Below are 24,575 nucleotides of genomic sequence, written 5' to 3'. Positions count from 1 at the left end.
ACGTTTACGCGAATTAAAAACATTCATTTTCATGAAGGAGGATACTGACGTTGTTTAAAGCCAAAAATTTCAAAGTTGTTCACGTAGCAGTTTTTATGTTTGTGCTTTTCTTTACATTTGCTTCGTATGCTTTAGCGTACAACAATTATGACAATCACAGTTGCAAATGGGCATCGCCAGGCACAATAAAATACAAGTTTATCAGCACCACACCAACCGACTATAAAACTATATTTGCAACTGCAGTCGTGCGGTTTAATGCTGAGGGAACGAATGCGAACATGTCGTTGGATTATAGTGAAACAACACCAAATACCTTTGGAATATATAATGAAGACTCCAACACAATGGGGACCACATCTTACACATGCACTTTAATTTTCGGATCAACAATCAATAGTTCAGATTCGGGATTGAATAACTTGTATTTCTATAATAACCCTTATAGAAAAGATGAGCTTCAAATTAAAGTGGCACTCCATGAATTGGGACATTTCCAAGCTCTTGGACATTCATCTGTAACGCCAGCCGTTATGCAGTCTGGAATACTTTATTATCAATATCCTCAAACCGACGATGTAAGTGGTTTAAATTCTCTATACCCATAAAAACACATAAAATACCATACCCATCCAAAAAAAGGAGAGACAGAATAAATGACATATCGTTACCGCAGCTTGGGTCTGACTGCATTGGTTGCGATCGTCCTCGCCACAGTATTGTTCTATGGTCTGTCTTACATGAATAACCGAACGCATACAGATCAGGATGAGGCTATAGCAACCAATATTGAAGTCGCAATCTTAAATGCGCCTCTCGTTATTACCGGAAAGGTAATAGACGGCAAAGGAGAACCGCGAAATCTGAGACGAGACGTGTCTGATCCGACTAAAGAAAATCAAGAGGTTGTTGTCCCGGGAACAGACTATCGTGTCCTCGTATCTAAAGTGTTAAAGGGAGAGTTAATGGCTGGAGATGAGATTAAGATCGCAATAGGTGGTGGAAATTACAGAAATGCGAAAGCCCCCTTGCGAGCAACTTTGGTTGCAGGCGAGGAATACATTTTTACTATCGCGCAAAGCGGCGCAGGCGGTCCGAACTACTATGGGATTATCGAACCTTTTATCTATCAGTTAAAAGAAGGACGTATTATTGCCGTGAGCAACATCGAGAAGTACAAAAACGCTTTTCAAGAAACCGCGATGAGCGAAGAGGAATTTTACAGTAAATTCAAGTGAATGAAGGAAGCCGAGACGATGCGCCTCGGCTTCCTTCATTCTGCTTAAGGTGCAGTCATCCTCTTACTTTGCGGCCGCGCTCACTTTGCCGGTCTCCAACAAATGCGCAAGCAGTCTGTCGCTCGCTTCACTGATCAACTCGTACGTCTCTTCAAAATTCCCGGTATAGTAAGGGTCCGGCACATCGGCGAGACGCGAGCCCGGCACGAACGACAGGAAGCGTACGACTTCCGCTATCGACTCGTTCCCAAGCGCTTCGCGAATCGCCGCAACGTTGCTCTCGTCCATCGCGACGAGCAGATCGAAGCGTTCGCCGTCTGACGGCTGTATCCCCCGCGCCAGCATGCCCTCATAGGAAATGCCTTGACCGTCCAAAATGCGCCGCGTCCCTTCGTGCGGCGGCTTGCCCAGGTGCCAATCGCCGGTGCCGCATGAGTCGATCTCGATCGATCCCGCGAACCCCGCTTTCTCTACCCGGTCCCGGAATACCGCCTCCGCCATCGGCGAGCGGCAAATGTTGCCAAGACAAACGAACAATACGCGATACATGGCTTACATTCCCTTCCTTTCTTCAGCAGCCGGCCCTTCATATCCGCCGTATGCCAGCAGCTTCCGCCGCGGCAGCCGCCATTTATAATGAACGGACAGCATCCGCATCGCAACCGTCGCCGCGAAAAGCGCGAGCAGCGCCCAAGCGATCTTGATCGGTCCGATTCCGACGGCCAGTCCAGCGAGCAGCGCCCATACCGCATAGATCTCGTCGCGGAGCACGAGCGGCTTGCGCCCGGCCATAATATCGCGGATCATCCCGCCGCCGATGCCTGTCATCATCGCGGCGACCATGACGGCGCTGACGGGCAAATGAGCTTCCACGGCATACAGCGCGCCTTGAATGGCGAATGCGGCCAAGCCGATGGCGTCGAAAAACGCTTCGCTTCTTTTCCAATGATAAATCCATGCGGTCGGCAGCACGAACACGATAACGATCGAAAATACCGCCGTTTTAAGCAGTAGCCCCTGGCTCCAGAGCGTCGTAACGGGTACGCCGATAAGCAGATTGCGCACGATCCCGCCGCCGAACGCGGTCACGAGTCCGAGCACGAATACCCCCAGCATGTCGTAATGCTCCTCCATCGCGACGATCGCGCCGCTCACGGCAAAAGCGATGGTGCCGATGATGCTGAACCATTCAAATACGTCCAAACTCAAAACGATAACCCCCGGCCGTTTCTCATAGTGGAGGCGGCGCCGCGCATCGAAAACAGTGAACCGCCTCATATATTGTATCGGCAACCGCGTACGGGCCGCAACGGAGAATTTGAACCAAAAGAGAGAGCTTCCGTCGCATCTCGGCGCAACTGCCGTTATACTTAATAAAAACGCGGTCCAAGCCGCAAATGACCTGCAGGAGGAAACAACCCTTGTCACAGCAATCTTCGTCACGACGCGCCGTCATCTATACGGGAGGCAGCCTTGGGCCATGGAGCCTATCGCTTGCTCAGCCGGACGACTACCTCATCGGCGCGGACAAAGGCGCCTATTATCTCATACAGAACGGAATCTCGCCTCATCTGGCGCTCGGAGACTTCGACTCGGTGGACGCGGATGCGCTTGCAAAAATACGCGCCGAAGCGGCCGAGACGGCCGAGTACGACGCGGTGGACAAGGACTGGTCCGACACCGAGCTCGCGCTTCGGGAAGCGCTGGCACGCGGCTATCGGGATATCGTTATCGCAGGCGGACTCGGCTCCCGGTTCGATCACAGCCTGGCCAATGTCCAGCTCCTCGCCGTCGCGGCTGAAGCAGGTGCAGCGGCCTTGCTCGTGGACGACCATAACGAGATCCGCCTCTTGACCGAAGCGGCTCGTCTGCCCGCGGATGACCGCTACCTTTATGTATCCCTGCTGCCGCTCACGTCGGAGGTGACGGGCGTAACCTTGACCGGGTTTGCTTATCCGCTGCAGGATGCCACGCTGCGTCAGGGCATGTCTCTGGGCGTCAGCAATCTGCTGTCGGCGGACGAAGGCTTCATCTCGCTTCGGAGCGGGTCCCTGCTCGTCATCCGCAGCAGAGACTAGGCCTGAAGCCAAATCGGTTGAGAGGCGTATGCTCGGTTAGCGGCGGACACGATCGGCTCGGCTACGAGTCGATCCGCATCAGCATCTCTTCGAGCAACCGCACGCGGGCCAGCGAAGCCCTCAGAAGTCCAAGCCCGATGTCCGGATACAAACGGATAAGTCGGGTAAGCGCCTCACGCTGCAAACCGAGCGCCCGCACGTCGCCGAGCAGCGCATGCGCCGACACGGTCGAAGCCGATTCGTCCAGCGCTGACGTGGCGCCGCACACCTCGCCTGCTCCGAGCACGCCGAGCGTCGCTTCAAGCCCTGCGGCCGTAACGCTCGTCAGCTCAACGTTGCCGTCCACGATGACATAGAGCGCATCGCTGGCAGCGCCCCGAAGCAGCAGCGCCTCGCCGTCCTCGAATACGCGCTCCGTAGCGATGCCGGCGATTAATCCAAGCTCCTCCAGCGTCAGGTCCGCGAAGAACGGCACATTTTTCAAATAGATGACTTTTCCGAGCCTGCCGAGCGCCCCTTGTGCTTCCATTTGACCGCCACGCTCCCTTCCCGCTTCCGCCGCCATTTCCGGCCACCAATCGTCTTCCGAGCGCGACGCGTGATCGAGCGCCAGCCGTGCCGCCTCCGTCGTCACCGACAGTTGTCCCAGGCTAGCATAGTCAGTCTGCAGAACGACTGCAAGCCGCTGCGCGAGCCTGCGGTCGCCCGCACCTTCGGCGAGCACCTCGAGCCCGCTGCTCCTTGTCTCATCGTCGGGATCGTCCAGCGCGCGCCGGATCGAAGCGACGACCTGCTCGTCGGTCAGCCGCACGAGCAAAGACCAGACGCCTTCGAGTACCCGTTGGCGTTGTCCGTTGAAGCGCAGCGTCGCAAGCTCGGCCAGCTCCTCTCTCCCTACCGCGCGAAACGCCGACGCATAACCCGCCACCTTGTCCAGCTCGCCCATCCGCCGAAGCGCCTCGTCCGTCAACCTCCCTCGGATGTCTTCCTCGGGCAGCAACGCGGCGAGCGCCCCGATCGCGACGCGCCATGTCTGCGCATGCGCGCCCGACAATGCCGCGAGCAGCGGCTGGATCGAACGATCGCCCATGTCGATCAGCGCTTGCTCGGTGACGACCAGCAGCTCCTGATCTCCGGCAGGCAGACGCTCCAGTAATTGCAAAACGACATGCGCCGCACCCAGCTTGCCGAGGCAAGCCGTTGCCGCGAGCCGAACCGCCGGATGCGTGTCCTGCAGCAGCCGCTCGACCGATTCCCCGAACCGCGCAAGCCTTAACTCGGCCACGACGCCGCATACGTGGGCAGCGGGTTCGCCGCCTTGGCCGAGCAGCCGCTCGATCGCCTCGAAGCATGCCTCGTAGCTCGACTCGCTCTCCAGCGCATACATCGCCTTGACCGCCTCGGCGACGACCGCCGGATGCGGATCCAGCAGCTTCACGCGCAGAAAGAAAAACGCCTGCGAAGACAGATGCTTCATCTGCGCCATCTGCCGCACGCCCTCCGCCCGAACGGCCGGCTCCTCGTCCTCCAGCACGGCACCGATCCGCACGAGCGCCTGCAGATCGGCCGCGGTCAGCTTCATAGCCCTTAACGCTGCCGTTCGCACGCCGGGACTGGCATCGGCGAGAAGAGCGAGAAGCTCTGGCAAATAACGTTCGTCCTGCGTACGGCCGACGATATCCGCAGCGATCTGCCGAACGCCCTCTTGCTCGTCCCGAAGCAGCGTCAGCACGGCGCCCATCGCCTTCGTATTGCTGAAAAATTCGCGGTACGATTCCATCAGCTCCCGATCGTCCAGACCGATCGTCTGGACGCCTCGGACCAGCTCCCGCATGTATAGACGCCGTACCGTCCAGGCGAGCGCCGTCAGCAGCAGCGCAGCGCCAGCCCCGACAGCAGCCAACACCGGAAAACTAAGGCCGGCAGCCTTGTGAAGCGACTGAAGCCCTGCGCCGAGCAGGATGCCGAAGAAGGAAGCGAGCCCCTGCGCCGCATACCGGTAGCCGTCCCGATGCTGCATCGGCAGCGTCTTGTAATACAACTGATAAGAAGGCTCAGCCGAATAGAAAATTAATACGTTCGTAAGCATGTAGGCGCCCGCGGCGGCCATGACGGCCGCTGCCGCACTTCCGAGGAGCACAGACGCAAGGCCGAATGCCGCCGCATATGCCCCCGAGATCGCCACGAGCATCCCGCTCGCGCCGAACCAGGCGACGAGCTTGCCGGATACGAGCTGTACGGCGAACGCCAGCAAGAAGAGCAGCGTCGAAACGATGCCGAACATGCGCGCGAACTGCTGCTCGTCAGGATAAGCGGCATGCGCCGTATTCAAAAATAAAAACTCCGCCAAGTAATACAGAGCGGGCATGAGCGTCATAAGTCCCATCACGCTGAGCAAAAACGGAGAGCGGAACGTGCGCTTCATATAATCGAAAGAAGACACGCTCTCTTCCTCGGTCGTAGCCTGGGCCTTCAGTGCAAGCGGCACTAAGTACTGCACGATCGCTTTGCGGTAGTTGAAGGAAGCCGCGATCAGCAGCAGCGGGCCGAGTCCGTAAACCAATTCCGCGCCAAGCGGACTGAGCGCCTGCGTAAGCAGACCGCCTGCCGCGCCTCCGAGCGTCGCGCCCGAGACAAAAAGCGGCATGAGCCGCTTGGCTTGCTGCGTCGGGCACACGTCGACGGCAAGGCTCCACAGGAGCACCGTCTGCTGGCGTACGACAAAGCTGGAAGTGAGGAAAAGGACAGGATAAAACCATCGGGCGTCCAAATTCGCCAGCTTAAGCGCCGCGAGTACGCCCGTATCCGCGAGCAGAATCGCCGCCATGACGGCATACATCGTTTTCATGAGCGCCGGCTTGGACAGCTTCATGGCCAGCCAGCTCATGAACCACGCTTCGAGCGGCAATATAAAAGCTTCTCCTGTATATAAGTATGGCAGGTACTCGCTACCGAACCGCTGGCTGAACAAAGTAATGAAGCCGTTATAAGTTAGCGCTTCGGCGATGCCGCATACGAGAAAAATCGGGGTCATCAGCCGCAGCTTGCGCCTGTCCTCCGCACGAACGCCCAATCTGCCGAGGGCCCCAGCCATATTCATGCCTGTCACTTCTTTCTACTGTTGCATCTCCGAGAGACGCGGCTTGCGCAGGTCCAAATAATAGACCAGCCTGTCCTCGCCGTCAAAGTAATAATCCGGCAGCCGTCCGTTGAGCGTGAAGCCCAGCCGATCGAACAAACGCCTCACGCCGGCGTATACCGGCAAATCGCAAGTGTATGTAACCAAATAACGAGCCCCTTGCTCGCGCAAATATTCAAGCATGGCTCCCGCCAAGCGCAGAGCCGCGCCGCCGCGCCGATAATCTTTGCGAACGACAAGATAGTCCCAGGTATAGCCGCCCGTACGCTGTTCGTTGGGCGCAACGCCCGTAACGGCGACGATCTCGCCGGCACCGTCCGTCATATACCAATAGACGGTCTTGCCCTCCAGCGCCAAATAAGGCAGCGTGCGAAAATGCTCTTCTTCGCCGGGCGTCGGTCGCTCGTCGTCGAAAGCCTGCGGAGAGATCAGGAACGCGACGACCGCGTCCGCAGCCCCTCGCGAATCGACGCGGCGAACGGCCAACTCAACAATTGCCAATTTAAACCCTCCGCTTCTAGGCTTCGATCATCCTTGGCGCAGCGATCCGCCGCGCGCCAATCCCCTGCGCCGCGTCATACGGCGAGCGTGCCGTTCCAGCCGGCGCCCGCGCCCTTCTGATAATATTCGTCGCACAAGTAGAAGTAGAGCTTGGCGGCTCTGTCCATCCGGTTTTGCTTGATGACTTCGACAAATGTCTCTCGGGCGTCGTAGAATCGTCCTGCCTGGCACAGCGCCAGTCCGCGCTCGAACAAGACTTTCGTCCGTTCCTTGGCCGCGCGCTGCTGCTCCGGGTCGCCCTCGAACACGTCGATCAGCTCCATTGCCTCGTCGCTGCTCTCCAGCCGGATCCGGCCGAGAGAGCGATGCATGAACCGCTCCGGCGAACGCAGCTGCTCGTAATAATCGCGCGTGACGACGATACAGCATCCGACGATCTCCGAGATCTGCTCGAGCATCGTCGTGCGCTGGACGTCGTCGGAAATGACATTGCCCTCCCAGCGGCGCTCCTCGCCGATGATGCCGAGCATGAGCGGCCCTTTGTGAATCGCGATGCCGATGTCGACCGTCGCGTAGCCGGAGCTGCGCCGATGCTGATTGTAAACCAACAGCTCGCGGCGGATCGCCACGGCCGCCCGGATCGCCTCCTCCGCATAGCCGGGAAACAGCGCCATAAAGCCTGCGCCCAGGTATTTGCTGATCAGACCGTCCTCCTGACGGACGATCGGCCCGAAGCGCCGGAGAAACGAGTTCATGAAGTCGAAGTTTTCCTTCGGACTTAGCGTTTTAGACAGCTGCCTGAATTCGCGAAGGTTAGCGACCATGACCGCCATGTTCTTTTGAATCTGGTCTCCGAGCCGGATGTCGAGAATGCCCTTTTTGCCGAGCGAGTTAAAAAATTGCTGCGGCACGAATCGGTAAGACGCCTCGCTGAAAGATGTAATGTCGGCAATATGCTGCCGTATGTAGCGGGCCATCCGGTTGAACTGCTCGCCGAGATCGCCGACCTCGTCGCGGTTGCGCAGCTTGACCTCGGTGTCCCAGTCTCCGTTCGCCATCGCCATGACGCTTCTCCTCAGCTTTCGGATCGGCGATAGCAGCACGAACGTCGCGATCATGACGAGCACGACCAATCCGCCCGTAATCATAAGAATATTTTCAATGATGTTGTAATAGATCTTGCGGTTCTCGCGATGAAGCACGCTAAGGTCCCGCCCGGTCTCGTAAACGCCGACGATCTGGCCGGCGCTGTCGTAGACCGGACCGATGGCATACAGCCATTTGCCGTCGGCGTCCTCCCATTGTCCGGTGCGCACGACGCCTTGACTGAGCACGTCCGAGTTGACCTCGTTCTTCTCGAACGGCTTAAACATGTTGACGCCGTCGTCGTCGTCCATGACGATATAAATCTGATCGCCTTCGTATTTGTACAAGGTGCTGTACAAGCCTTGCCGCTGCTCGCTGTCCTCGCCTTCGAACAGGAAATTCATTTTTGCGCGAATGGCCATATAATCCTCGTTGCGATAATCGGAGGGGGAATGCAGCCTTGCAAGACGGTCGCCGTCGATCAGATTCTGGCCGTTGCGTGCGAGGAGCGCCAGCTCGCGCTGCATCTGCGTCTCCATCCGCGCGGAGAAGCTGTTGTATATGAAATTCGAGAGAAGGATCATCGCGATCAGGATGGCGGGTACGGTTGCGAGAACTTGCTTTAGAAAAAGAGACGAACGCCGTTCAAGGACGTGAATATGGAAGAATCGAACGGAAAACACGAGCAGCAGCAAGCCGAGCCAAAAGACGGCCCATAGCAGGCGGCGGTCCCACAACGTCTTGCCGTCGAAGCCGACCTTCGAGATTTGGCCCGCGGGCGCGAAGTCTGCCGACATCAGCAAGATCCGATCGTTAAGGACAATCGCGAAGCCCGTCGGCGTTTGCTTGATGTCCATGATTTCGTAGCTGTCCAGCCCCGGCGCGATACGCTGCAGCGCGGCATCGTCCAGCACCGTCTCGGTTCCGGCAGGCGCAAGCGGGTCGAACGTCGTCACCGCATTGACGAGCCGGTCGACGAACATGAGCGAGCCGTCCGTACGGAGCATGACAAGCTCGGGGAAATTTTTAGCGTCGCTTGCCCTCGTCGTGCTCGGATAGAGCTTGGTGCTGACGCCTTCCGGGGATACCTGGTAGATGCTCCCCCTGCGCGTCGTATAATAGATTTGTCCGGGTTCCGTGCCCGTAATCTCCGACAAATAGCGATCCTTGGGCAGCGTGAACGCAAATACGGTCTCCGGCGCGTTCTCGGGCAGTACGATGCGCTTCAATTGCAGCTTGTCGGCATCCGCCTCGTAGAAAAACAGCGCGCCGCCCGACAGCTGCAAGCCTTCGATGTGTCCGATCCGCTTGCTCGTACCGTCTCCTTTGCGCTCGTAGAGCACATGGCCTGCCTTCCCGCTGCGGTCGTAACGGACGATGCGCTCGCTTTGCACGTATAAACCGTACGAGTCCAAAACAGTGACCAACGCGTAAATGCGGCCGTCCTCGTCCGCTACCGCTTCATTAAAGTCGACTCGCGCGCCGCGTTCGGCAGGCGAATAAGTCATCTGCCCCAATAGCGTCCCGTCCGCGCCGAGTCGCTTGATCTTCTGCTTGGAATCGCTCACCACCGCAAGCGAGCCGTCACCGCCGGCAGCCGCCAGCGACAAGTTTTGCAGATTATCGGACGACTTCCACGGCGCCGCGCTCCGGTCTACGCGTTCCGCAAGCACGAAGCCGGACCATCCGGACATAATAAGTGAAGCCAACAACAGCAGTACAGCAAGTTTTTTCATCGAAGATCGGCGCCCGCCTTTGTATGCGACTGTTCTTTTTCCATATGAACTTACGACATTTTCTAACTATTTTCATCGTACTACAAGTTCTTCCTTAATTCACCCCCTTACAACTCAAAATGACAGATTTCGAGAATTGAGTTACTATGAATATAGCGTTGACAGCTTCCACCATTTTTCTTAAAGAGAGCGTGAACCGGGCGTGGGACAACTAGTGTGCGGCGGAGCATCGATGCAATGCTCGTTTGGGGCTGCCCCTTCTGTATTAAATGTGCTTCCGGCCAATCGGACGATGACCGCCATGCCGATCGCCAACATCATGGATAACAAGCCTTTCGTGAACATCATGCCGTTCGGAATGTGCAATTCAATGGCCAACCCCATCGTCGCTTCCGCGACTGCCGCGGCGCTAGGCGTCCTGACGCCGATGCCCTGCACGCCGATGACGGCCGCGCCTTGGGCGCCGGGCGCGCCGACCGTGATGGTCGGCAACATGCCGGCCTTGAACAACTCCTCCAAGTGCATGTGCAGCTACGGCGGCGTCATCCAGTTAACCTCGCCAGGACAATTTACGATACAGGTGCCCTAACTATGATCGAGACGATTCTTAAGCCGTTTATCAAGCCGATCCAACGTAAGATCATGCGGCCAATCAAGCAGTCCGCGAAGCTGCCCAAGATGCTGCTCAAATGGCTCATCCAATGGGCGAGGAGCGTGCTCGGCAGCGGACTGCGTTCGCTGGACAATTATTGGAAGATCGGCAGCTACTATATCGCCAAAAAACTCGTCGTACTGATCGTGCTTATCGGCCTCGCGATCGCCTACTTCGGGTTCATTAATCCGCCTGCGTTCGTCGACCGGTGGTTTTCCCGGACGCCTTCGATGGAAGCCTCGGCCGCACTCGAGAAGGGCTATACCGGCAACGCCAAAATCGTGGACGGCGCCGGAAATCTCGTGTATGCAGGCCCGCTCGCCAGCGGTCAGTTCAGCGGCGTGGGCAAGCTTTACAGCGACGGCAAGCTCGTCTACTTCGGCGATTTCGACAAAGGCGTGCGCGCCGGTTCGGGCGAAGCTTATGCCGCCGACGGCACGCTGCTGTACCGCGGCGCATTCGCTTCCGACGCTTACAATGGCGCGGGTACGCTCTACGCGCCGGACGGCAGCGTACTATACGAAGGCGGCTTTGCCGCCGGCAAATACGAAGGCGAAGGCACGCTCTACGCCGACAAGGACAAGCCGCTTTATACCGGCGCATTCGTCAAGGGATTGTACGAAGGCGCAGGCAAGCTTTACGGCGACGACGGCAAGCCCGTCTACGAAGGCGCCTTCGCGGGCGGTCTTTACGCAGGCGCCGGCAAACAGTACAAAGGCGGCGCGCTGCTGTACGAAGGCTTGTTCGCAGGCGGGCTGCTGTCCGGCGAAGGAACCGAATACGCGGCATCCGGAGCGCCGGTGTACAAGGGCGGGTTCGAGCGCGGGCGCTACCAGGGCGCCGGCTCGCTGTTAAGCGAGCAAGGCGTTGCGTTATATACCGGCAACTTCGTGGCCGGCCAGCGCGACGGCGAAGGCGAAGCGTTTAACGCGGACGGCACGCCGCTTTACAAAGGCACATTCCGGGCCGATCAATATCAGGGCTTCGGGGCGCTGCTCGACTCCAACGGCACCGTCGTCTACAAAGGCTTGTTCAGCGCCGGGCAAGCGGATCCAGCCGGATTCCTGGCGATGGCTGCGGCGACGCTGCAAGAGAAGCTTGGCGCGCCGGACGCGCCGGCGACGGGCACGGATGACGGAACGAATGCAGAGCCCGAAGCCGGTGCCGATGAAGAGACCGCAGTGCCTGATGGAACGGACGGCACTACATCTGGCACGGGTACGGGCGGAGATGCCGCCGCAGGCGCAAACGGCGGCACAGCTGCCGGTACAGGCGTCGGGAGCGGCGACGGCGGAGCGACAGCCGGCGCGAACGGCGGTGCAAGCGGCGGCGCGGCTGCAGGCACTGGGGCAGGCAGCGGCGGAGCCGCTTCGGGCGCAGGCGGCGGCGAAGGCGGCGCGGCCGCAGGCGCGAGCGCTGGTGCGGGAACCGGCGCGGACTCCGGGACCGGCAAAAATAGCGGCGCTGCTGCTGGCGCAAGCTCCGGTTCGGATGCCGGCGCCGGAACCGATACAGGCAGCGGGACGGGCTCCGGGTCGAACGGCGGCACGGGAACCGACGCAGGCAGCGGGCAGCAGGGTGCTGCAATGAAAACGGGAGCAAGTGCCGGAACGAGCGGACTTGCCGTCACCAAGACAAATAAAGTCGTCGCGCTGTCCAAATCCCTCTTGGGAACTGCTGCCGCCAACACGCCAACCGCAAGCAGCGGCACCGCCGCTAGCGGAAGTTCGGGCAATAACGCGGCCGCCGCTAACACAGCTCTGCCTTCGACAGACGGCTTGAGCGAAGATCCGGGAACAGTTCCCTCGCTCGCTGCGCCTATCGAACTCGTTTATAGCGGCGTCCAATTCAGCTTTAAGCTGGAGTCCGATCCCGACAATCCGGAAGCATATGCAGTCACGCTCGTCCGCACCTGGAACAAATACGTCATGACGACGCTTCTCGACCGTCTGCAAAAAGCGGCAATCAAAGGCGTTAAAACCGAAAGTAACGGAAAGCTGTACACGATGTCCTACGAATGGAACGGTTATTTATATAACTTCAATTACAACAACGATAAACCCGTTCGATTGACCATCGGTCCGTTTCAGGTTTAAGTACACATTTTCATTTTACCGATGTCCCCTTGTCTCAGGAGCGATCGCGGCTCCTGGGGCAAGGGGATCTATTTGTCATTGATGATTCCATGTACCATCTCTCTCCGGCGGCGGGTTTTGCGAAGTTGCACGGTTTTTCCGTGTACCTCGCCTCTCCCGAGGCGGTTATTGCGGAGTTGCAAGGTTTTTCCGTGTAACTCGCCTCTCCCGAGGCGGTTATTGTGGAGTTGCACGGTTTTTCCGTGTAACTCGTCTCTCCGGCGGCGGTTTTTGCGCTTACGGTCATCGGCACTTGCTTGGGTTCCCCGGACCAGTCTCGGACACAGATGCCGCTAAATCCACTATTCCATCGAGTTTCTCCTCCATTCCAAAACAAGCTAAAATAACAGAGGCTGTCTCTCGGGGACCTTTGCCCCTTAAGACAGCCTCGCCATTGCGAAACCGTTATCTTTGCTATTCCCTGCCTGGCGCCGCCTCTCGATACAGAGCCCGCTCGGCGGATGTCTCGCCGGCTCCGTTCGCCCCCGCGCCTTCCTGCAGTTTTTTGAACGCCCACCAGCGAATGTTCAGCTTGTCCGCCTCGGCCGAGCCGTTGAGACGCATCCCGATGCGGAAGCTGCCGTGCTCGGGATACACGATCGTGCCGAAGTCGACGTTTGGCACGTCCGATTCGTATTCGGTCCCCTTGAACACGTCCTGGACGCCGTAATAGGTGGAAGCCTTTAACGTTTCCTGCGGCGTCAGCCCTACGAGAATCGTTACTTGACCGGTACCGAGCCCATGCTTGATCTCATCCGTCACATAATTGCGACGGCCTCGCGAGAAGAACTTAAGTCCCGTCTTGGCATTAAGCTCGAGCGGAATCTCGATCGTTCCCGTCGCGATCTCGTCCTGAATCGCCTGCGGACGCGGTATGCCGAGTTTGAAGTCGAACGTGTTCCGCTCCGGATGATAGTGGACGTCGAGCTTCGGCCTCGCGTCGTACGCGAGATCGTAAGCCTCGGACTCCGCAAAGAAACGATGAAGCGAGCCCGCGCGGTCCGTATGCGAAAGGCGCTGCAGCAGCGAAGCGTTCGGAACGTACTCTCCGAACGGAACGCGCTCGACCTGCTCGATCATATAGGTCGATCCAAGCTGAAGCAATCCGATTTTCGCGAGACACAGGTCCTGATCTGCCGAGCCTTCGGCCGCCTGATCGAGCGACCGTTCGTACCAGGTTTTCAAAATGCGTTCCATCACCGGCTGAGAAATAATGTCTACGCGGTGCACAGCGGCATGGTCAATCGGCACGCGCTGATCGCCAATCGTCAGCGTTACGGACTGCGGCGGCAAAGCCAGTTTGGCGACCGTATCCGGCCTGTCCTTTACCTTAACGCTATAAGTCAGACGATATTCTGTATCCTGGCCGTCGCCCGGCTCTATGAATTCGACATGCGCGCCATCTCCGCCGACCGGGTCAAAGCCATCGGATTCATAGTCGAAGCTGACCGCCACTCTGGCCGTCTGCAGCGTTTTTTCAACGACCAGCGTTACGTCGACGACGTCGCCGGGATTGACGTATTTGGGCATGCGCTGCGAAATACGGACATGCGCGTCCTGATAGAGAACGGCGACATCCTCCAGCAAGCGCACTTGCTCGAAGCTGGTCGGCGCCGGCGCTTCTTCTTTGACGAATAGCCGGTAAGATTCCAATACGCGATTGTACTCGCTGACCTCCTCGCCCCGGATCGACGAGTTGCCGACGGAATGAACGGGCTCGCGGCCTTTTTCGTCATAGGCGACATACAAATAAACATTCTTTTTGTACTCGTTGTTCGTGAAGCCTTCGATCATGGACAGCTTAAGCGTGACCGGCGAAGGAATGACGACTTCGCGACCCGAATAGTCGATGGCCAGTCCCATCTCCACCGTTACCGTCTTGTCGTCGACGGCGACAACCTGCATGCCAGCGACGACGCCGCTTCCGAACAGCAACCGGTTGAGCAGCCTGCGCTTGTCGTTCAAATATTTTTGCTCCGACTCGAAGTCCCGCACCGTCAACAGCTTGCCGTAAAAATACCGATTGCGCTCGAACGGGTACATCCTCGCTTTTCTCATCCTTCAAGTCCCTCCTCATCATCGGACCCGCGAGGCGGCTCCGCTGTCGTCATTCCATCTCCGAATCCAACCCGAGACGCATATGCGCGTCAAGCCGGCGATTCATATTCGCATCCACGATCAACGTATCGTTAGGCATCGAGCGATCGTCGCCAAGCGTAAAGATCGAAGGCTCGGCCAGTACCGTATTGACGCCCAGATACGTATGCAGATCCAGATACATCCACGGCTGCAGCCACTCGAGCTTCGCTTCCGCATGCGCAGGCTTGATGTCGTCCACCAGCTGTCTGAGCAGCACCTTCTCCATGTCGCTGCGCGCCTGGTCCGGATGCAGCAGCACAGAGAAGGTGAATGGATCGTTCCCGTACAGCCGGTCGACGACTGCGCGCCAATCTCCGCGTTCGCGCAGCGCCTTGTATTGCGCCGGCTCGACAATGATCGGCTTCATGCCGGTCAGCGTCTCGATCGCCCGTTCGATGCCGCGCCGCGTACCGCGGTACCGGTACATATCGGGCGCGGCGCGGATGAGGCGCCGGATCGCATCGTCGCTCCAGTACTCGTTGGTATCGAGCCCGAGCCACGAAGCCAGCCATCGAAGCTGTCCGCCGCCGACCGTCTCCCGGTCGAACTGCCTGGCCATGCCGTCGATTCGTTCCTCCATCTCGTCGAACAGCGTGCCGAATAACGCCAGATAACGCTCCAGAAATCCCCGCCCGCCAGTCTCCTGCTGATAGACCGCGGGCAAGTACGATAGCAGCGTCTGTCTTGGAAAATGAACGCGCAGCCGGCTCAGCGCAGGGGTACTGCGTTCGCTGCCGATCCATTCGACCAGCATCCACAAATACCTTCCCTTCGCCCCGAAAAACAGAGCGTCTCCCGGATTGACGACCGGCTCCGACCAGAATTCGCGCAAGCCCCGAAGCTTTTCGGAAGCCCCGAGATCGGTTCGCGCGATCCAATCGTCGATCCGCCAGATGTTGCCGGCGATCGTCCTGACGCCCGTGTCGTCCGCGAAATAACGCACGCGAAGCTGCGTCCCGTCCGGAATGTCGGCTGCAAGCGTAAACTTGTGCCAAACCGTCTCCCGGTCCGCGCTGTCGAACGCCGAGGAGAGCCAAAAGCCTTCGAGCGCGCCTCCGCCCGGCATCGCGAGCGTCTGGGGCTGCAGATCGAGCACGGCCAGCGTCTGCTGCTCGCCGTTCAAAATGTACATCCGATCCTTGCCGTCGATCAAAATCGCGTCCGCTTTGCCGCGAAACCCGCCGACCTTGCCGATCAGCTCGCCCGACTCCTCGAACTGCAAAATAAAGCGGTCGTCTTCGCCCTCGGATTCCATGCTGCGCGAATCGCCCACGTAAATTTGCCGGCTGGAGTCGACGGCCAGCCCCGCGAAGGACAGGGGCGGCAGCATCATGCGCGTGAGCAGCTCGCCCGCGGCCGAAAAGGCGAACAACGTGCGGCCGAGGCTGTCGTAAACGTACATATCGCCTAGCGGCGATACGGTCAAAAAGGGCTGACCGTGCTTGCCGCCGTCCGGGGGCAGCTTCAGGGCAAATCGATCGTCCTCGATGGCGGCGATCAACCCGCCGGACAGACCCAGCCTTAAAATGCGAAGCGGCGCCTTCCCCGACAGCGTCGTCGATGCCGCCTCCGCCTCAGACGGCTCCTCCGCGAGCGTCAGTACATAGATGCCGCGGTTGTCGGCATAAAGAGCGAGCGGCCGGCAATAGACGCCGTCCATCCACTCTCCCGTTCGGCTCCATCGCGTCTGCCCGCTGTTCACGTCGTAAGCGGCCAGCATCCGTTCGCCGTCCGGATCCGCGACAAGCAGCGTGTCGCCGGTCGACGAAAGCATCGCCGAGGCGGAAAACAAGCCGTGCCTGGAGACGAACAACCGCTCATGATGACGGCTATGCCGGTCATAGGTCCACAGATCGCCGGCGTCGTCGAGCAGAATCAGACGCCCGAACAAGCCGACTGCAAACGCGCTTACCGTGCCTACGCCCTCGAGCTCGCCGAATGAGGCCGTATCCAACACGCCGTACCGCGCGTCGCTGCGCAGCCGCACCGCGTCGCCGATGTCCAGATTTTCCGTCACGCCGCGGCGGCTCCAATGCTCGGGTCTATTTACTGAAAAATATAACGCTTCGTCCTCCATCCGCTCGCCTCCTCTCCGGTTTCTGACGACCTTTTTACAGCTGGGTGCGGCTTAGCAGTTCAATCCGATGCTCGCCGGAATAGACGAGTCCGTTCGGGGGCAGCAGCACGTCGCCGCCCTGGCTCTTGGCGGCATACCGGCCTTCGCCGTCCAGCCATAACTCCTGCACGTACGCCACGCCGCCGATCCGGCTAAGCGCCGCGAACACGTCGCCGCGATAAACCGGCCTTCCGAAGGGCCAGCCCGTCGCGGACTTGAGGCTTCCAGATGGACTGAGCAGCTCATTTAAAACGGCGGCGATCCGCTTCGTTTCGTGCGCGAATTGGGGTTCGACGACGATGACGGCATGGACGGTCACTTTGATGTATTCGGGGGCGATCACATGAACCTCTGTCCCGATGAGCCGGCGCTCGTCGAGATGGCGGGCGACCGTCTGCAAAAATCCCCGGCTCGGCTTCGGCGTCGTCTGACGGCTGAACGGCATCGCCACGACCGTCACCGCATGGGGCACGGGATCGGAACGACCTGGCGCATATCCGGCGATCACATGCACTCTGGCGACTCTGAGTCCCGGCGTCGACTTCGCAAGCGCCGCGTAATCCTCGTCCGTGACGGCGCGGTAAGGCTCATGCCATCGCCGCTGCAGGCGCTCGATGCAGTCGCCCACGCTCTCGCTCTCGGCGCCGCCATAACCATAGCCGGCATTGTTTACGGTCACGCCGTACGCCCGCTGCTCCTCCGACACCCATCCGGTCAGCAGGCTGGGCTTGATATTGCCGCGTTCGCCGCCGCCGAGCACGCAGACGACCAGGCAAAGATTAGATTCTTCGCAGGCCGGCGGTATCGCGCCTCGTTCGTCGTTGCCGAAGCGGATCTCGCAGGTATCGGGATCGAACGTGTAGTGACGGTCGAGCGGACCCGAGCGGTCGAAGTTCTCGACCGGTAGCCAGTCCTCCCATATCCACTCGCCCGCCCGCTCGCCCGGCAAGCCGACCTGAAGCAGGAAGTGCTCTCTGCGGCGGCAAGCCAGATCGTAGACGGTAAACCTCTGCATCGGCAAGCCGTTGCTCCGCCCGATGAAGCGTTTATCCGAAAAAGTCTTGTCCGCATGAATGCGACGCACGGATCCCGGTCCGACCGGCGGACGCATCCCGTGCTCTCCGTTGCCGAAAACGATCTGCGTTCCGCCTTCTTGCGGCAGCCGCACCGCGTAAACGCGGTCGTCCGGCCCGGCTTCTCCGGCGTCCGGGACCTCCCGCCACTCCCGCCATCTGCCGTCCGGCTCGCGCACCTGCACGCGCAACAGGCCGTACCGCGATAAATAGGTAGCCGCGGAAAGCGCGACCTCGCCTTCTTCGGGCACGTCGTAATCGATGGTCTCGCTCAAGGTATCCCGCTGAACGACGAGCGCCGTATGGAGCAGAATCCGGTCAATGCGGGGCGGCTCCTCGTAACCTTCCTCCTCGAGCACGCAGCAGATCCACCAGCGCGGACGGTCGTTCGCGGGATGCACGAGCACCGGACGCAGCGGCGCAGTCAGCTTGATCGTCACCCGTCCGCTGAAGCTTAAATGCAGCGTCTCGTCGCAGGCGGTCTCGACCGGCAGCCACCCCGAGGCGCCGGTCTGCTCGTCGTACGCATAGCCCTTCCAGGCGATGCGCGCCGACGGCACGATGACGGGAGGCGCATAAGCCTCCGACGTATCGGCTGGCAGCGCCGCCAGGGCAGCGGTCAGCGGCATTGCATGCCGAGCATCCGGACTGCCGTGGTTTCCTTCCTCCGCAAGCAGAATCGTCAGCTCGATCGGCTCGCCGACAGGAGGCTCCCGGTCGAACGACACGTACAGCCTGCTGCCCGCCCTCGCATCCGCGCCGAACGCATAAAAAGCGACATCTCCTTGCGTATTGGACGCCGTGCGGTCGCTGGCTTCGCGTTCGGTGCGCGTGACGATGCGATCGACGGCGAGCGGTCTAAGCGTCGTAGACGAAGCCGTCTCGAAAGTTTGGTCCTCGGCGAGCAGCTTGGTTCCTTGCGGCAGCACCACCGTCTCGCGGATGTCGTCGAACGAAGCGAGCGCCGCTGCCGAAGTCGCCTGGCGCGGCGATTCGCCGAGCAGCTCGAGAAACTTGCGGCGGTTGCGGTCGGGTACCCGGCTCAAATAGAACTGCTGCATCTCGCTGATCCAAGCAAACAGCTCCAGCATCGTCATACCGGGATCGTGCGCGTTTTCGTCGGTCCACTCCGGCAGGCGCCGCTGAATGCCTTGGCGTGCTTCCAGCAGGATGCTCTCGTAAGTGCGATCGTCAAGCGGCAGCTTGGGCAGCATTGGCGCCTTGCCTCCTTTTTAAGCGAATTTGTATGAAGCTTCAACGTCGGTCTCGCAATTGACGTGCTCGCAAGTTTGTCCTATCTGAGACGCGCCGTCACCTGATGGCTGCCGGATACGACGATGCCGTGCGGCAGGTCGCGGAGCGCGGCTTCGGGCACCTCTCGCGCCTGGCCGTGCTCGATAACGACGACGCTCATATGGAGCAGTTCGACCTCGAGCACCGTACGTACCGATTGGAGCAGGCCGTACAGCGCCGATGAATGAACCGTTTCCCCGATTTGCCAGCCGCGCCCGTCAAGCTGTCCGCCGCGCGTATCGAGGTACCGTTCCAGCGTCTTGAGACAAGCGGCTTCGGTCGGCACGATATCGTCCGCGGCCTCGGTCCGCACGACAGCTTTGACCGATATTTCAAGCAGCGCCGGCGGCATGATCGCGAGCCGGCCGCCCTGCAGCAGCAGATTCGAGGCTTTTTCCCGCAGCGCGGCCTCAATTTTCTTTTTGATCTCCGGAAAAAAAGCGACGCCTTCGCGACCGCCGAGCGGCAGCGCCACGACGACGACCTTGCCGGGCGCGCGCTGCAGGCGGGCATCTCTTCCCGGCAGGCAGCGCACTTGCGCGATCGACGGATCGGCTTCCCGCACGATCCATTCCATATCGGAGGCGGATACCGCGCGTCCGCGGTGACGCGCATGCTGCGGCCCCCGCTCCATCGCGCGCGCGAGCGACTCCGCGTCGCCGCCGCCGACGGCTGCAGACGGATTGCCGACGCTGTCGACGAAGGCGAGCGGCTGCAGCAGCCCCCGAATCGCGCGCGCAGGCACGTTGCCCCTCGCTCCCTCGGTAACCCGGTAGTTCACACGAACTTTGTCCGTGCCCGCGAGCGGAAGTCCCATGCCGGCTTTGCCGTCTCCAAAACGCAGCCGACCGGATGCTTCGTCGATCGTATAATGACGATCGTGCGGCAGCGAGCCGGCCAGCGTCTCTACCGCCTGCCAGCGAATCCAAAGCCGGGTCTGGCGTCCTTCGCTGTCCCGATGCGCCTCGTAGCGGTCCTCGTCCATTTCGGCCAGCGTCTGCTCGTTGACGAATCCCGTTTCCTCCACCCATACCTCTTGAGCCACGACCGGCGCTTCGGACAGCAGCCAGCCGTCGCTCGTCTGCTCGGGATATTCGTCGCGCAGCGTACGACGCTGCACGACGGAGACCGCATTGCGGTCGACGCGCGCAAGCGTCGGGACCGGTGCGCCTATCGCTCCGAACCTCCCGTCCCGGTTGAGCGCGCGAAGCCATACGCGCTCGACGCCGAACAAACTTACCGGCTCCATGCCCGGGGGACCAGCGAACTGAAAAGCGCCGGACTCGGTAAATCCGTTAGTCGTATCCATCCCCTTGAGAGCTACCCAGACGTAGCGCAGACCGTCGCGGACGAGCGCTTCCCATTCGATCCATGGCGCGCCTCCGTCCGCCGGCACCTGCTTGCCGAGCTGAAACGACAGCCGGATCGGTCCTTTGAGCGGCGCCTGATCGAAGCCCAGGTAAACGGCCGGCGACGGACAATCGATCGGCACGAACGGCTTGAACGGCTCTCCGCCTTGGCGCAGCCAAGCGGTCTTGTCCGTCCATTCCGCATTGTTGAGCGTAAAAGCGCTGTCCGGCGCGAGCCGGACGTCGGATGAGTAGGCATACGTAAGCGACATCCGCGACAGATACGGCGTCATGTACTCGACGACCGGCTGATTAACCGTGTCCATCGAAGCGACTCGCACCCGAAGCCACCAATCCCAGGTGCCGTTGACGAACGTCCGCTCCCAATCGACCGGGCAGTCCAGCTCTATCGCGAAGCTGCCGGGATGCGCCTCGGGCAAATCGGCGAACAGCTCTTCGTAGCGGCCGCTTCCGGGCAGGCGCATCCAGCTCTCTCCGTTCCAATACTCCCATAACACGCGGCGAACATAGAGCCGCTGAGGCGGCTTGCGGGCGAAGTCGGCCGAGCGCATGACCATACGCCAGCGAACCTCCGGATCGGGCGCCATGCGCAGCTCCCACGGGTCCCAGCGGGCGTCGAACCGCAGCGTCAGACGGCTGCCATGCTTGCTGAACGCTTCTGGACAAGCCATATGAAACAACGAATACTGGAAAAACTGCTGCCCGAACGGGAAAAAGCCCGCACCGTCCAGACCCAGATCGCCAGAATACAGCAACGCCGGCGGAATTCCGCCGGGATCCGCCGCCGCGTCATGCTCGCCGCGAAGCGACAGCTGCTCGACCTCGGGCAGTCCGGCTAGCGCGGGGGACACGGCGCTTCCGCCTGGATCAGGCTTGACCCGCGCGCGTATCCAGCGACCTTCAGCGTCCCCGATCGCCGAGCTGCCGAAGCGCCCCTGGGACGTCTTCCACAAAGTCACTTCGTTGCGCACGCTCGTCACCCGGTCGAACAACCGCCAATCGCGCGCAGCCTCGTCGTACCAGGACCACTCGAGCCAATCCGTGTCCGCCATGCCGCGCGCCAGCTCGGGCTCGGCGTACCGCTTGGCGGAATTGAACCAGGAAAGCGTCAGCCGCGCAGGATGGTTCAGCTCGAACAACCCGTCGTGCCTGATATACAGCTCGTGCCGCTGAAGATCTTCCCCTTCCGTGCCAAACACCGCGATCTCAGGTGCGGTGCCGGCCGCGGCTTCCACCTCGTAAGCGCCGGAAGCGCGCACGATGATGTCTCGCTGCGGGTGGACGTTAATCCATTCGACGAGTCCGGCGGGCGTTACGAGCAGCGCATGCTCCGTCTCGAACGAGATGTCTTCTCCGCCGTCCGGCGCCTCGGCCGTTAGCTGCGTTCCTTGCGGCACGTAGACTGGTTCATAGGCGCCTTCCGCCAGGCGGAAAACGGCCGTCGCCCGCGCTGCGCGGGCGGGCTGAAGCTTGACGCCCATCAGCTCTAGGAAGGATATGAAGTTGTTCAGCGGCGCGCGGTTCAAGCGTTTGACGTTTTCCTCGAGCATCTCGGCCGCCAGGAAAAACAAAGCGGTGCCTGCGTCGGGATCCTCCGGCGAGAACCGCCATTCCGGCGTATAATGAGGCGCCATCGTCCTGAAACGCTCTTCGAACGCCGCGACGTCGCTGCCGTCGATCGGGGGAGGCAGGCGCATGCCCCTCCTCTCCGTTGAATCTGGCTTCATGCCCTTAAGTCCTCCCGCTGCGCTTGCACGTTATTTGGTGCCTTCGTCCAGATAAAAAGGGTAAACCTGGTTGAAAAGATTGTTCGTCGATCGGACAACGTAATCCACGGACAGCCGGATGCGGCCGGGCTGAGACGGGTCCGTCTCGGCCCGTACCTCCACATCCTTGACGCGAGGCTCCCAGACGACGATCGCCTCCCGCGCATCGCTCTCAAGTAGCCGCAGCGTCGTCTCGTCAAGTCCTGAGAACGCGTATCCGGACAATCCGCTGCCGAAGCCGGGACGCATGACGCGCTCCCCGCGCGAGGTCATGAGCACGATGCGAATCGCCTCCGCGATATCGTCCTCGCCCTCCGACATCAGCATGCGGCCGGTCGTAGCGTCGACCCCTACGGGAAATCGCCAGCCTTTGCCTAAAAACGAAGCCGACATGTCCATCCCTCCTTGCCGCGGACCGCCGGCAGGCGCCGGACGGCCGCGCTAGTTGATCTTGACCAGCGAGCCCTTGATATTGATGATGCCGTCGCTCTTCATGTCGATGCTGGCGGACGCCTTCAGTGTGAGCTGGGCGGAAGCTTCGATCTTCAGCTGCGTGCCTTTGATCTCGACGGCGTTCGGCGCTTCGATCGTAATCTTGCCGCTCTTGTCGAGGGTAATCTTGGCCCCCGCCGATTTGACGACGACCGTGCCTGTCCCGCCTCCGGTCAGCACGACCGACTGATTGCCGTCGCTTGTCGCCACCTCGACCTTGCTTTCCTTTTCGGAAATATCGACTTTAAAGCCCTTGGCCGTCTTAAGCGTAATCTTGCCGTCGCCGTCGGTATCCTGAAAAGACATTTCGTGGCCGCCGCGAGAGCGGATTTTGCGGATGTCGTTTTTGTCGTGCTTGGCCGGCGGCAGGTTGTTTTTGGTCCACAGGCTGCCGATGACATATGGGAGCTTGAGACTTCCCATCTCAAAAGCGACCAGCACCTCGTCTCCGACCTCCGGCACGAACAGCGTTCCTCTGCCGCCGCCCCCCATGAGCGAAGCGATCGGCACCCAGTCGGTTTCATTGTCGTTTTCCCGCACCGCGAACTTGAGCTTGACGCGATTGCGCTTTTCCGGATCGCTGTTGTTCGTAACGGTAGCTACCATAACGCCGTTCACGCTGCCCGCGTTGGGCCGCGAGCCCGAGTAGTCTTGCCCCATCATATGGCGTTCCCCTCCACGTTGAAGCTGGTGATGAATCCGCTCGTATCGATGGCATGCACCACATTGTTCAGCAGCATCGGCTGGTTAAACTGGCGGCCGACGTTTTGCAGCTTGATGAACCGGCCCGCGCGGATCTCGGGGAGTCCGATGCACGTGCCCGAGCCGGTCACCAGCTCCATCGCCTTATCGTTCATGATCGAGTCCGCCAGCTTCTGCGCGGCCGCGACAGTCGTATATTCCATAAATTCCGTTTCGATCAAATAAGACGAGAGAGCGCCCATAATATTCGGGCCTGAACGGCCGTTCGAGCCGATGATGTCGATTGCCTTAGACTTAGCTTCGATCGGCTCGTGCGTATCGGGATCGATGCCTCTCACAACGACCTGCGTCACCTGATTGGAAATGTCCACTTCCGCCGAATAGCTCAGCAAGCTCTTGCCGTACGTGAGCGTGAGCACCTCAGCTGCGGACGGATTGCGTTTTTTAAAATAAAGCTTCGATCCGACGACCATAAAGTCCCGTTCGTTGTCGAACGCTAGGGAGTGCAAAAAATGAAAGTCGCTCACCCGGTGCTGCTCGATTCGCGCGATCGGCGTCATCGTATCGTCGACATCGGGCGTTAGCCCGTATTTTGAAGCGATCTGCCGGGCAACGTCGCTCGCCTTTTTGTCCTTCCATTGACTCGACTGCTTGCTGCGCATCATGAGCATCGACTTGTCCATGCCCTTGACGCTTACGACCGGCAGTCCGCCTGTCGGATAATCGACGCCGACGCCGGTCACGAGTCCTTCGAATACCGTCTCGAACCGATCGGTATAGCCCATCTTGATCGTAATCGACTTGCCCACGTCGACAAGGGAGCCGAGCCAGCTCAGCGAACGGGCGACCGGGTCGAAGGCGTTGACGATGCGAAAGCTGAAGTGGTCCGAAAACATGCCCGTACGGGAAGTCACGCGCAGCCCTTGAACGGCCGCGCCGATCCGCACGAGATTTTGACCGTCGATGAGAATCTCGAATGCCGGCGCGAAAAAAGATCGATACTTGCTCTCAAGCTGCGTCAGATCGTAGGTTGTCGTATCGAACTTGACCGTCACTCGT

At 60.0% G+C, this 24,575-nt stretch carries 17 protein-coding genes; 5 read left to right on the top strand and 12 right to left on the bottom strand.

Annotation, left to right across the window (positions count from 1 at the left end; translation table 11 throughout):
- The first annotated feature begins 50 nt into the window (after window positions 1-50).
- Window positions 51-608, top strand: coding sequence for a matrixin family metalloprotease (locus ACFOTD_RS24325; protein ID WP_378122535.1), 558 nt, complete (start codon window positions 51-53; stop codon window positions 606-608).
- A gap of 48 nt (window positions 609-656) precedes the next feature.
- The gene (locus ACFOTD_RS24320) at window positions 657-1,238 is read left to right on the top strand and encodes a hypothetical protein (RefSeq protein ID WP_378122534.1); all 582 of its coding nucleotides are present in this window, start codon (window positions 657-659) and stop codon (window positions 1,236-1,238) included.
- A 63-nt stretch (window positions 1,239-1,301) separates the two neighbouring features.
- Here the strand turns inward: ACFOTD_RS24320 and ACFOTD_RS24315 are convergent, their stop codons facing one another.
- Together ACFOTD_RS24315 and ACFOTD_RS24310 are read right to left on the bottom strand one after the other, a co-directional pair.
- A complete protein-coding gene (locus ACFOTD_RS24315) occupies window positions 1,302-1,787 on the bottom strand; it encodes a low molecular weight protein-tyrosine-phosphatase (protein ID WP_378122533.1) in 486 nt (161 codons plus the stop codon).
- Window positions 1,788-1,790: 3 nt separating this feature from the next.
- Window positions 1,791-2,441, bottom strand: coding sequence for a trimeric intracellular cation channel family protein (locus ACFOTD_RS24310; RefSeq protein ID WP_378122592.1), 651 nt, complete (start codon window positions 2,439-2,441; stop codon window positions 1,791-1,793).
- 218 nt (window positions 2,442-2,659) lie between these two features.
- Between ACFOTD_RS24310 and ACFOTD_RS24305 the strand changes: the two genes are divergently transcribed.
- Complete coding sequence (locus tag ACFOTD_RS24305) at window positions 2,660-3,316, top strand: thiamine diphosphokinase (protein ID WP_378122532.1); 657 nt, start codon at window positions 2,660-2,662, stop codon at window positions 3,314-3,316.
- 61 nt (window positions 3,317-3,377) lie between these two features.
- On the opposite strand, the gene ACFOTD_RS24300 is transcribed toward ACFOTD_RS24305, so the two are convergent.
- The 3 genes from ACFOTD_RS24300 to ACFOTD_RS24290 form a co-directional block, all read right to left on the bottom strand.
- Window positions 3,378-6,416 carry a HEAT repeat domain-containing protein gene (locus tag ACFOTD_RS24300; protein WP_378122531.1) on the bottom strand — a complete coding sequence of 1,013 codons (3,039 nt, stop codon included), beginning with the start codon at window positions 6,414-6,416 and terminating at the stop codon, window positions 3,378-3,380.
- A gap of 15 nt (window positions 6,417-6,431) precedes the next feature.
- On the bottom strand, window positions 6,432-6,956 hold the full coding sequence (locus ACFOTD_RS24295) for a GNAT family N-acetyltransferase (RefSeq protein WP_378122530.1): 525 nt from the start codon (window positions 6,954-6,956) through the stop codon (window positions 6,432-6,434).
- Window positions 6,957-7,030: 74 nt separating this feature from the next.
- The gene (locus tag ACFOTD_RS24290; protein ID WP_378122529.1) at window positions 7,031-9,778 is read right to left on the bottom strand and encodes a HAMP domain-containing protein; all 2,748 of its coding nucleotides are present in this window, start codon (window positions 9,776-9,778) and stop codon (window positions 7,031-7,033) included.
- A gap of 202 nt (window positions 9,779-9,980) precedes the next feature.
- On the opposite strand from ACFOTD_RS24290, the gene ACFOTD_RS24285 reads away from it, so the two are divergent.
- A complete protein-coding gene (locus ACFOTD_RS24285) occupies window positions 9,981-10,367 on the top strand; it encodes a DUF4280 domain-containing protein (RefSeq protein ID WP_378122528.1) in 387 nt (128 codons plus the stop codon).
- Between the two features lie 2 nt (window positions 10,368-10,369).
- The gene (locus ACFOTD_RS24280; protein WP_378122527.1) at window positions 10,370-12,526 is read left to right on the top strand and encodes an MORN repeat-containing protein; all 2,157 of its coding nucleotides are present in this window, start codon (window positions 10,370-10,372) and stop codon (window positions 12,524-12,526) included.
- Window positions 12,527-12,979: 453 nt separating this feature from the next.
- Here ACFOTD_RS24280 and ACFOTD_RS24275 read toward each other — a convergent pair whose 3' ends face one another.
- From ACFOTD_RS24275 to ACFOTD_RS24245, 7 genes are all read right to left on the bottom strand, one after another.
- The gene (locus ACFOTD_RS24275) at window positions 12,980-14,623 is read right to left on the bottom strand and encodes a hypothetical protein (RefSeq protein ID WP_378122526.1); all 1,644 of its coding nucleotides are present in this window, start codon (window positions 14,621-14,623) and stop codon (window positions 12,980-12,982) included.
- 49 nt (window positions 14,624-14,672) lie between these two features.
- Window positions 14,673-16,781, bottom strand: coding sequence for a phage tail protein (locus ACFOTD_RS24270; protein ID WP_378122525.1), 2,109 nt, complete (start codon window positions 16,779-16,781; stop codon window positions 14,673-14,675).
- Between the two features lie 34 nt (window positions 16,782-16,815).
- Complete coding sequence (locus ACFOTD_RS24265; protein ID WP_378122524.1) at window positions 16,816-19,107, bottom strand: putative baseplate assembly protein; 2,292 nt, start codon at window positions 19,105-19,107, stop codon at window positions 16,816-16,818.
- 80 nt (window positions 19,108-19,187) lie between these two features.
- Window positions 19,188-22,283, bottom strand: a complete 3,096-nt coding sequence (locus ACFOTD_RS24260) for a baseplate J/gp47 family protein (protein ID WP_378122523.1) — start codon at window positions 22,281-22,283, stop codon at window positions 19,188-19,190.
- Window positions 22,284-22,313: 30 nt separating this feature from the next.
- Window positions 22,314-22,715 carry a GPW/gp25 family protein gene (locus ACFOTD_RS24255; protein WP_378122522.1) on the bottom strand — a complete coding sequence of 134 codons (402 nt, stop codon included), beginning with the start codon at window positions 22,713-22,715 and terminating at the stop codon, window positions 22,314-22,316.
- Between the two features lie 48 nt (window positions 22,716-22,763).
- Window positions 22,764-23,477, bottom strand: coding sequence for a phage baseplate assembly protein V (locus ACFOTD_RS24250; RefSeq protein ID WP_378122521.1), 714 nt, complete (start codon window positions 23,475-23,477; stop codon window positions 22,764-22,766).
- Window positions 23,474-24,571: a phage late control D family protein gene (locus ACFOTD_RS24245; RefSeq protein ID WP_378122520.1), complete on the bottom strand. Its 1,098-nt coding sequence runs from the start codon at window positions 24,569-24,571 to the stop codon at window positions 23,474-23,476. The genes ACFOTD_RS24250 and ACFOTD_RS24245 overlap by 4 nt, the downstream gene beginning before the upstream one ends.
- Window positions 24,572-24,575 lie beyond the last annotated feature (4 nt).

Origin of the sequence: Cohnella sp. GCM10012308, assembly GCF_042649185.1 — a bacterium.
Taxonomy (GTDB): Bacteria; Bacillota; Bacilli; order Paenibacillales; family Paenibacillaceae; genus Cohnella.
The sequence above is the reverse complement of the archived record's forward strand: the minus strand, read 5'-3'. Positions and strand labels throughout refer to the sequence as shown.

Excerpts from the sequence above, each read along its gene's own strand:
- ACFOTD_RS24260 (WP_378122523.1), bottom strand. The coding sequence starts at position 22,283 with ATGAAGCCAGATTCAACGGAGAGGAGGGGCATGCGCCTGCCTCCCCCG.
- ACFOTD_RS24320 (WP_378122534.1), top strand. The coding sequence starts at position 657 with ATGACATATCGTTACCGCAGCTTGGGTCTGACTGCATTGGTTGCGATC.
- ACFOTD_RS24270 (WP_378122525.1), bottom strand. The coding sequence starts at position 16,781 with ATGGAGGACGAAGCGTTATATTTTTCAGTAAATAGACCCGAGCATTGG.
- ACFOTD_RS24315 (WP_378122533.1), bottom strand. The coding sequence starts at position 1,787 with ATGTATCGCGTATTGTTCGTTTGTCTTGGCAACATTTGCCGCTCGCCG.
- ACFOTD_RS24290 (WP_378122529.1), bottom strand. The coding sequence starts at position 9,778 with ATGAAAAAACTTGCTGTACTGCTGTTGTTGGCTTCACTTATTATGTCC.
- ACFOTD_RS24300 (WP_378122531.1), bottom strand. The coding sequence starts at position 6,416 with ATGAATATGGCTGGGGCCCTCGGCAGATTGGGCGTTCGTGCGGAGGAC.
- ACFOTD_RS24255 (WP_378122522.1), bottom strand. The coding sequence starts at position 22,715 with ATGTCGGCTTCGTTTTTAGGCAAAGGCTGGCGATTTCCCGTAGGGGTC.
- ACFOTD_RS24250 (WP_378122521.1), bottom strand. The coding sequence starts at position 23,477 with ATGATGGGGCAAGACTACTCGGGCTCGCGGCCCAACGCGGGCAGCGTG.
- ACFOTD_RS24280 (WP_378122527.1), top strand. The coding sequence starts at position 10,370 with ATGATCGAGACGATTCTTAAGCCGTTTATCAAGCCGATCCAACGTAAG.
- ACFOTD_RS24265 (WP_378122524.1), bottom strand. The coding sequence starts at position 19,107 with ATGCTGCCCAAGCTGCCGCTTGACGATCGCACTTACGAGAGCATCCTG.
- ACFOTD_RS24275 (WP_378122526.1), bottom strand. The coding sequence starts at position 14,623 with ATGAGAAAAGCGAGGATGTACCCGTTCGAGCGCAATCGGTATTTTTAC.